Raw genomic sequence first — 8,773 nt, 5'->3', positions numbered from 1 at the left:
GATTTTCAAGAGACTGTCTGACTTATGTCACAGTCTCTTTTTGTCAAAAATTCCATATTAGTTTTTTACCGACATAATTTGTCGGAGACCACTGATAATATAAACTCATAACAAAATATTAGTAGTGAGGTAATTTATTATGAGTAAAGCCAATGGGATTAAAAGTCGAATGGATACACTAGAGTCAATTAGTAAGCTAGATAAGCGTCGAACGTTTACTGATTTCTACTTGACTTTTGATCTAGATGATTATGAGTTATTTGGCAAGATTCGTGCAATGTTGAACGGAGAGGTTGAGCCTAACAATCCGGCTTTTATGAAATTTTTAGATCGCTGTTTGGAAGTTTATAAAGTAAACACCCACGATTATTCTGGAATTACAGAAGATATGATGATGGACGAAGTTGGTAAATTTAAATATAGAAATGGATTCATTCCCAAAGCGGAATTATTAGGGCGCGCAATCACTTTTACTCCGTCATTACTACCAAGGTCGACTAAACTCAAGAGTGAGTATACCAATGATGTTTACGATGCTTTGAAACACGATTTAGTTATTAAAGTTCGCGATGAGCATTCAATGGTTCGTAATATCGCTGCTTATCAGGAATTACAACGTCGTATAATGCGGTTTTAAGTTGGTAACGGGAATCGGATTTTAAAGTTAGATGAGGTATCTGAATTGAGTGGTGTATCAATTCAGATACTAACTAATCCAGCAATAGCTTGCCGAAACATCTACAAATACCACGATGTTTATCGGCGATTAGTTTTAACGACACCTGCATATGACGTTAGACTAAGTAATAAGTAATCAAAAACAAAAAGGGAAATATACTAATGGAAAAAGTTATTAATATGATTAAGCAAAATAAGGTTGTAGCAGTGATGATGTTAATCACGGTCATTGTATTGGGGTTTAAGGTTATGCATAAGGAAAAAACACTGTTAAACGCTGCGCATGCTTCGAAAGAAACAGTTTGGATTACCGTTGATACAACTGGTCGGGGAATTACTGAGGATCGTCCAGTAACTTCTGTATATGTTGCTGGGAAAGATAAGTTTACTAGCTACTACGTTTGGAATGACTACCACTCTAAAAAGAACTTGACATTACTGCAAGCAAGTAAAATGAGTGATCATGAATTAGTAGATTATGCAAAGAAACATCCGCAATATTTTATGAAGCCAACTAATTCTAGTGAAATTGAAGCGGCGACGACAACAGTTCGTTCAGATATTATCGGACATGTATTTGGTAATGATAATGAAACTACTAAGGAACGAATCTTTGGTAAAAAGATTGTTGGATATAACGAAAATGGAAAGCAGGTTGAGGGGGTCATTAATCCGATTGAATTTAATGATTTAGTTGGAAATAAAAAAATTGGTAATTCATATTATAGTGGATATGAAAATAATAATACGTATTCTAATGCTTTATTAACTAAGGTAAAGAATAGTAAAGTTAAATATAAATTTGACATGCCAAAATCTAAATTTGTCGAACGATACAATTAATTAACAACCATACATTATTTGTCGTAATAGTTATGTAATCTATATATGCACAATCATTAATGGAGGAATTAATCATGAGCGAAGTAAAAACAACAAAATTATCTCAAAATGGGTAGCATTTAGTTTTAGGGATGATTGCAACAATGGTTCATAGACGTAGTTATAGTGGTTTTAAAAATTTGTTGGTTAAATTTAAGATCAGTCGTTGCAATTCTAAGAGAAACCATTGAAAATGTTAATAACACGATAATTGAATAAATATAGGAGTAAATATGAACAATCAACTAATTGAAACTATTGTTGAATCGATTAAAAATTCTAATCAATCATTAACCAAATTAATTATTACCCCAGCAACGATGCGTAATGATTTGGAATTATCAATTTTTCAATCTTTAGCTGATTCTCAGCAAGAAATTGTATTTGCAACTGATAAAATTTTCGTTCGTACGTTTGAAGAGTTAGCAACAGCGACTTTAGCTGGAGAAATCCCCGTTGTTAGTTATCCTTTATTAACTTCATCCGTACGTTTACAGATAATAGAAGAAAGTTTAAAAAGTACACAATCAAAATTAAAAGTATTTAAGAAAAGTGCGCTTAAACTAGGATTTATCCGGAAAGTATCGCAACTATTTGAACAATTTGATCAAAATGCTTGGACGCCAGCAGTGGTGGATGAATTAGCACAAATTGTTAAGAAAACTAATCTAAGTTTATCCAATAAATTAGCAGATTTAGCGCTAGTTTATCATCATTTTTATCCGCAATTAGCAAATTATCAAACAAAAAGTAAGTTAATTGACGTATTAAGTGAACAGGTTGGATTACTAGGAGATTATCAGTTAATTTATGTTGGGGAGTCGATTTTAACTGATGCGCATGAGGCTAGGTTACTCCAAGTCTTACAAGCAAATGCACAACAATCCGATTTATATTCGTTCCCAACTTGGCAAACATTCACAAATCATCCTGGTGTGATTAAAACAACAAAAAAAGTTGAATTACCAGGGAGCTCGGAGACTAACTCATTATTTGAACAAGTTAATTTATTAGCTCCTAAAACTAACTTAATTAATACTGAACGATTTGAAGTCGGAAAAGCACTTGATAAACCGTTAGAAGCTAGGTGGGTGGCCAGCCAAATTCATCATTTGGTAACGGACAAAACTAAATCTGTTCGATTACGGGACATTGTTGTATTTCTACCGACTGGAGATAGATTTTTAAGTCGTCAATTAAGTCAGGAATTAAATAAGTTAAATTTAGACCATAACAATTACGAAACGACTACCTTAACTAATACGCCCTTATCAAATGTTATACAATCCATACTCGCCCCCGTTGAATTACGATATACCATTAAAAATATCGAACGTTTACTTAATAGTGGCTTAATTTTGGCTAATTTAGCTACTGATACAACAAATGTTAAGAGTCAAATGATAGCGAATCGATGGGTACGACAACAATTTATTAATCATTTAAAACAAAACCAAATTGAAACAGAGATGGATTGGAAAAATGATGATATGTGGACCGTCCTTAATCAAGATGATGGCTTAATTAATAGTGATAAAACTGATAATTTACATGCAATTCGGCAACGAGTACAAGGATTATTTGAACAAGTTAATGAAGAAAGGTTGGTAGCTAGTTTAATTGAATTATTAACCACAGAAAATCCAGCAGAGGGTCAATTTAGTTTATTAACAATTGATAAACGACAAGCAAGTAATTTGACTTGGTATTTGAAAAAATATGATAAAGATGCTGAACAACAACTGAATCTAGTTAGTCCTAAAACTGGTATGGGGAGTTTAATGACGGAAACACGGCATCGGATTATTGATTTATTATTATATTTAGTTGGACAACCAATGACAAGTAGTCAATTATCACAAAAAAATTAAATCAATCTTGTCGCAGCCATTTGCTTACCAAACCAATGATAATGGTATTGATGAAGTTAAGATTGTTCCAATTGACCAAGTTCAACTACCAAAGTATCGTTATGCCTTTGTCATGGGAATGAGTCAATCTAATTATCCTGGTGAATTAAAAGCGGATCAATTATTTACACTTGTCGAAGAAGCAGATTTACCAAATGAAAATCGTTTCCATTTGACGCAAAGTGAACAAATGATTGCAAAGGAAAATGAATTATTTGAGGCAATGCAAACTTCTTCCGAACGAGTTTACTTATCATACAGTGTAAATGACTTAACTGGAAAGCTCCAAACAGCTTCTCCATACTTTAAGGTTGTGGCTGACGCCAAAGTAGCGGAAGGCGAAGTATTAAACACAATTGATAATAATCAATTATTAGGTGTTGCTGAATTTGACGCACGTCCATTTGCTAGATTAGCAACTTATCAAAATATACCGGTTCCTTTAGGGGAATCATTGGCAGAGGCGTTGTTTACTAACAATGAACATGAGCTTAGTTCATCGTATACAGCGATTGAAACTTTGATGGAAAATCCGTATGAATACTTTTTGAAATATGGATTGAAATTGTTTGAGCCAACCGAAATTGGTGTGACGGCTGCTGGCGGGAACATATCTACATGCGTTACTGGAACAAGCCGGAAAATTACAAGATAACGTTTCGAATCAATCAGTAGTTGCTAAGGCAATCGAGGCAACCGAAGATATTGCAAATGCAAGTCGTGATCAAGCAAAATTAGCAGCCGTTTTAAAAACATTGAAGGCGACGGCGACTAATCGGTATTACAAGCAACGACTGGAACTGCGTTTAAAGACTATTGGGAAGGTCAACAAGCAAACGGTGTATTTGAAGTAATGAAACCAGTTAAAACGGAATGGGCTTTCGGAGATAGTACGTCATTTAGCGGTCCTGAAATTGAGTTAGAGTCTTTAACGTTAAAACTAAGAGGAATGATTGACCGGTTAGATTTATATCAGGATAATGGGGTTACTTATTTAAATGTTATTGATTATAAATCGGGTAAGGTTAATCAATCATTAATGAAGAATTATGATCTTAAGTTAGCCAATGGATTAAAGGCACAGCCATTAATATACCGACTAGCATTAGAAAATTATTTATCTAGCCATTCTGACGAATTAAAAGAATCACTATCGATTACCGGAGATGTTAAATTGGGAGCAATGGCTTATGCTGGTGTAATTGACCCCAAAGATAAAAAGTTTGCTGGTATTTGGGATATTGAATTTAATGATCAAAAAGAATTATTAAAATCCTTATATCAAAAATCCGATGCCCGTAATATTGATGCGCTAGAAACACATTTAATTGACCTAATTAAGGAGTCGTTTAATCAACTGTTGACTGGTAAAATCACCATCGCACCATATCGAATTGATAACAATGATGATGGAATAAAGTATTCAAAATATCAAGCTATTATGAATTTTGATGAAAATATCGGAAATCAGTACCGCAACTTAAAGGAGGAACAGGATGAAGACTGAGTTAAATATACAACAGCAAGCAGCGGTTAATTCGACAGCCCGGCGAACGCTAGTGTCAGCTTCGGCAGGAACTGGCAAAACAACGGTTCTAGCTCAACGAGTATTAAAATCAATCAATCTTGGACGTCCTGGGGATGATGAAAAGCCTGACGTTGATAACTTATTAGTGTTAACTTTTACGGATGCAGCAGCGCAAAATATGCGTGAACGAATTAAAAAGCAATTAAGAGAAGCAATTGATCATCCATTAGTTCAAGCGGATGCCGTTCAACATCAATTAACTAAGCTTGAACAAACGGATGTGATGACAATCGATGCTTTTTGTAAGCAAGTCATTGATCGTTACTATTATTTGATTGGAATGGATCCCGAATTTGATGTACTGGCCTCGGAATCATCAAAATTAGAATTAAGAACACAAGCACTGGATCAAGTATTAGAAGAATTTTATCAATCAGCAATAAATGATTCAATAAAGCAACAATTTCTTGAGCGACTAACGACAGAGTATCGAGATAATTCATTGCGAGCTACTTTAACATCATTATTGGATTTCTTGGGTTCGATTGACGACCCGGAGGCATGGTTAGCAAAGCAAAATAAAAACAATGACGTATTTGAAAATTATCAAAAGTATTATTTTGAGCGTCTTTGGAAAGATTATCGTAATGAATTATTACAAGTTAAAAATTACTATCATCAAATTTTTAAATTCTATCCCAATAATGAATTTGGTCAGAATATGGGATTAGCAACCTCAATTATTGAATATCTTGAGCAATATGGGAATTTAAATAAATTTGAGTTTTGCGAGACTGAATTTAATTCAGTTAACATGAGAAGTGTTTATAAAGATAATAATTATTCTGATTTATATAATTTGTTGTTTGGACAAGCTAAGAACAAAAAAGATTCATTAGCTATCATCAATCATCAAGAAGACAACCAAGAATTAAAACATACAGTAGCTAATGTTTTAGAGCAACTAAATCAGTTACATAAACTTGGTGTACAAATTGAACAGTTGGATTCACTAATCGAATTGTTTAATCAACTAAATTTGGCACTTGCTCAAGAAAAATCCTTAACAGATTATCAGGTTGAATTATTATCAAAGTTAAAAAAAAGATACCTTAAAAAAATGTATTGAAACTCGATAAGTTCTCGGAGGTTGTCTGTGGATCAGAGTTTAAAGAGTTCAATAAATGGATTAACGATACGTTATTTAAAGGATATAATAATGATTCTTTGATTATCAAAGAATATAAAGACGAATTTATTCAAAATAAGAAATGGCTAATTAAATTATATCGGCAATTTAAAAATCAATATCAATCAATTAAAGATCGTTATAACCTTTATGATTTTGGTGATTTAGAACGAATTGTATACGATCTCCTTAATAGCGATGAGCATCCAAAAGTTAAGACCGAATTACAGCAACAATATCAACAAATTATAGTTGACGAGTATCAAGATACGAACCGTTTACAAGATACAATTGTAACGACTATCGCGGGGAATCAAGGTAAATTATTTTTGGTAGGGGATGTAAAACAATCAATTTACGGATTCCGAAATGCTGATCATACGGTATTTGTTGAAAAGGAACAAGACTATCTTAAGGATAATGATGCCGAAGTATTCCATTTAACAGTTAATTATCGAACCCGCCCAACAACAATCAAAGCAATTAATGGATTATTTAGTCATATAATGGCAACTGATAAGGTAAATTATCAAGGGCAAGAATTAACGGCGGGAATTTCAATTGAAAATCGTGACTTACCAGCTTTTGAGTTTAATCAAGTTAATCACGAAAAAGGTGCTGATGTTACTTCAGTTGAAGCAACTGTGGTAGTTGAACGTGTTGTTAAATTATTAAATGAAGGTCAAGTTGAGCCAAAAGATATTGCAATTATTTCTCGTAGTTGGTCGGGGAGAGAAGAGTATATTAAACGCCTGAAACAAGTTGGGGTTCCGTACAAAGTTACAAAATCAAATGGATTTTTGGGTAAATATGAGGTGATGGTTGCCCTAGCTTACTTAAAATCTCTTTATGATTCGACGGACAAAATCTCATTAGTTGCGATATTACACGCACCAATGTACGGATTGACAGAACGTGAATTGGCGTTCTTAAAGGTAACAGTTAACAAATCGTTTAGTTTAATGAGCCCTGATTTAATTGACGAAAATCAAGCTCCAAAATTTAAGATTACAGATGAAGAGCTCAGTATATTACGGAATAAATTAACTAAGTTTAATCGTGATTATCAATTCCTCAGCAAATTAGCAGATGTATTAAGTGCTAGTGAACTATTACAACACATTTTTGAATATACCGATTTATTGATTTCTATGACGGCAATGCCACAGGGAGAAGAGCGTCGGGCTAATTTATATGGGTTGTTAGATTACCTGTTAGATATAGAAGCAACGATGGAAACAAGTGCGCAAGAAACAATGGCGACTCTAGAAGCAACGGGCGAACTTGATGAAATTAATCAAAATGTTGATGAAAATGCTGTTACCTACACCACAATTCACGGAAGTAAAGGGCTTGAATGGCCAGTGGTGTTTGTTGTTAATACAGGCAAGAAATATGCTAATGAAAGTAAAAATAACGCTGTGGTTTTTTTCTCGTAAACCAGATTTAGGAATTGGAATGTCCCTAGGATTAACCAAATCGCCGTTTAAAAAGTTTGTTACTGAAGATAATAAATTAAACGATATTCTAGAAGAAAAACGGATGATGTATGTTGCTTTAACACGGGCTCAACAATCATTATTAATTTATGGAAATGACAAAAACAAACCGTCTAACTTTAATCTATTAGCTAGTGCGATTGATGCTACTGATTTTAATTGTAATGAAATTAATGCAACGAGAACACAAGTAACTGATTCGTATCATGTTACAGATAAGAAGAATGAAAATTCAATGGTAGTAGAAACTAAAAACTATCATTATCAGGGGGTTAACGAAACTCCACAGACAACCCCAACAACTAAAATTAAGGATCAATTTAATCAAATTAATGATTCAAGTGAAATTGGGGTTATACCTACTGGAGTCGATGTTAGCAATGATAATGATTTATCGGATGGAGTATCTGCCGATGAATTCGGGACAGCAGTACATTTAATTTTTGAAAAATTATCATTGGATTCACAACCAACATTACTAACAGTTACGGAGTTGATTGATCAGTTAGCTAATGAAGGGTTAATTTCAGAGATGGTACAAGCTGAATTATTAAAACCAGTTGCTAATAACACGACTGAAACATACATTGATGGCATAGTGGCTTTATATCAATCTGAAATTGGGTCCTCAATGGTTCAAGCGTCATTAACAAATCGTCTAGAACGGGAAAAAAACTTAACAATGATGGTTAAGGCTGAATTAGTTTCTAAAGACTCATCATTACCGTATGCTAATGATGATTTCACTATCATTCACGGGATGATAGATGTCCTTTATCAACAACCTGATGGTGAATATGTAATTGTTGATTACAAGACAGATAAAAATTTAGATGCAGATAAGGTGATGAAGGAAAATTACCCTGGTCAATTATCAATGTACGCACAGACATTAGGTCAACTAGGATATGAAGTTGCTAAATGCTATGTTTATGGGGTTCGTCATCATCAATTATTTGATGTTACGGTTAATTAATTAAAAAGCAGCTTTAATTAGCTGTTTTTTTAACAATTGCATTTAACCGACATAATTTGTCGTTTAATATGGATACAATTTATATCAAAGATTAAGGAGGTCTTTAAATAT

General features: G+C 33.4%; 8 protein-coding genes. All 8 read left to right on the top strand.

What is annotated here, in order from left to right; genetic code table 11:
* Nucleotides 1-139 precede the first annotated feature (139 nt).
* The 8 genes from JCM14505_RS05915 to JCM14505_RS05880 all read left to right on the top strand — a co-directional run bounded on the left by JCM14505_RS05915 (nt 140) and on the right by JCM14505_RS05880 (nt 8,662).
* Nucleotides 140-637, top strand: a complete 498-nt coding sequence (locus JCM14505_RS05915) for a hypothetical protein (protein ID WP_054653456.1) — start codon at nt 140-142, stop codon at nt 635-637.
* A 203-nt stretch (nt 638-840) separates the two neighbouring features.
* Entirely contained in the window at nt 841-1,521 is a 681-nt protein-coding gene (locus JCM14505_RS05910; protein ID WP_054653455.1) for a hypothetical protein, read from the top strand.
* A 272-nt stretch (nt 1,522-1,793) separates the two neighbouring features.
* Complete coding sequence (locus JCM14505_RS05905; RefSeq protein WP_054653454.1) at nt 1,794-3,431, top strand: helicase-exonuclease subunit AddB family protein; 1,638 nt, start codon at nt 1,794-1,796, stop codon at nt 3,429-3,431.
* 7 nt (nt 3,432-3,438) lie between these two features.
* Nucleotides 3,439-4,125: a hypothetical protein gene (locus tag JCM14505_RS05900; RefSeq protein ID WP_054653453.1), complete on the top strand. Its 687-nt coding sequence runs from the start codon at nt 3,439-3,441 to the stop codon at nt 4,123-4,125.
* A gap of 198 nt (nt 4,126-4,323) precedes the next feature.
* A complete protein-coding gene (locus JCM14505_RS05895; RefSeq protein ID WP_054653452.1) occupies nt 4,324-4,977 on the top strand; it encodes a PD-(D/E)XK nuclease family protein in 654 nt (217 codons plus the stop codon).
* A complete protein-coding gene (locus JCM14505_RS05890) occupies nt 4,967-6,127 on the top strand; it encodes a UvrD-helicase domain-containing protein (RefSeq protein WP_054653451.1) in 1,161 nt (386 codons plus the stop codon). Before JCM14505_RS05895 ends, JCM14505_RS05890 begins: the two co-directional genes overlap by 11 nt.
* Nucleotides 6,124-7,626 carry a UvrD-helicase domain-containing protein gene (locus JCM14505_RS05885; RefSeq protein WP_082405641.1) on the top strand — a complete coding sequence of 501 codons (1,503 nt, stop codon included), beginning with the start codon at nt 6,124-6,126 and terminating at the stop codon, nt 7,624-7,626. The genes JCM14505_RS05890 and JCM14505_RS05885 overlap by 4 nt, the downstream gene beginning before the upstream one ends.
* Nucleotides 7,589-8,662, top strand: a complete 1,074-nt coding sequence (locus tag JCM14505_RS05880; RefSeq protein ID WP_162200496.1) for a PD-(D/E)XK nuclease family protein — start codon at nt 7,589-7,591, stop codon at nt 8,660-8,662. Before JCM14505_RS05885 ends, JCM14505_RS05880 begins: the two co-directional genes overlap by 38 nt.
* The last annotated feature ends 111 nt before the right edge of the window (nt 8,663-8,773 follow it).

Source organism: Limosilactobacillus equigenerosi DSM 18793 = JCM 14505 (assembly GCF_001311375.1).
In the GTDB taxonomy this organism is placed as follows: Bacteria; Bacillota; Bacilli; order Lactobacillales; family Lactobacillaceae; genus Limosilactobacillus; species Limosilactobacillus equigenerosi.
Note: the sequence above shows the minus strand (reverse complement) of the source record. Positions and strands in the feature narration are given on the sequence as shown.

What these genes read in the sequence shown, in the direction of transcription:
- JCM14505_RS05915 (WP_054653456.1), top strand. Translation starts at nt 140, where the DNA reads ATGAGTAAAGCCAATGGGATTAAAAGTCGAATGGATACACTAGAGTCA.
- JCM14505_RS05895 (WP_054653452.1), top strand. Translation starts at nt 4,324, where the DNA reads ATGAAACCAGTTAAAACGGAATGGGCTTTCGGAGATAGTACGTCATTT.
- JCM14505_RS05890 (WP_054653451.1), top strand. Translation starts at nt 4,967, where the DNA reads ATGAAGACTGAGTTAAATATACAACAGCAAGCAGCGGTTAATTCGACA.
- JCM14505_RS05905 (WP_054653454.1), top strand. Translation starts at nt 1,794, where the DNA reads ATGAACAATCAACTAATTGAAACTATTGTTGAATCGATTAAAAATTCT.
- JCM14505_RS05880 (WP_162200496.1), top strand. Translation starts at nt 7,589, where the DNA reads ATGAAAGTAAAAATAACGCTGTGGTTTTTTTCTCGTAAACCAGATTTA.
- JCM14505_RS05910 (WP_054653455.1), top strand. Translation starts at nt 841, where the DNA reads ATGGAAAAAGTTATTAATATGATTAAGCAAAATAAGGTTGTAGCAGTG.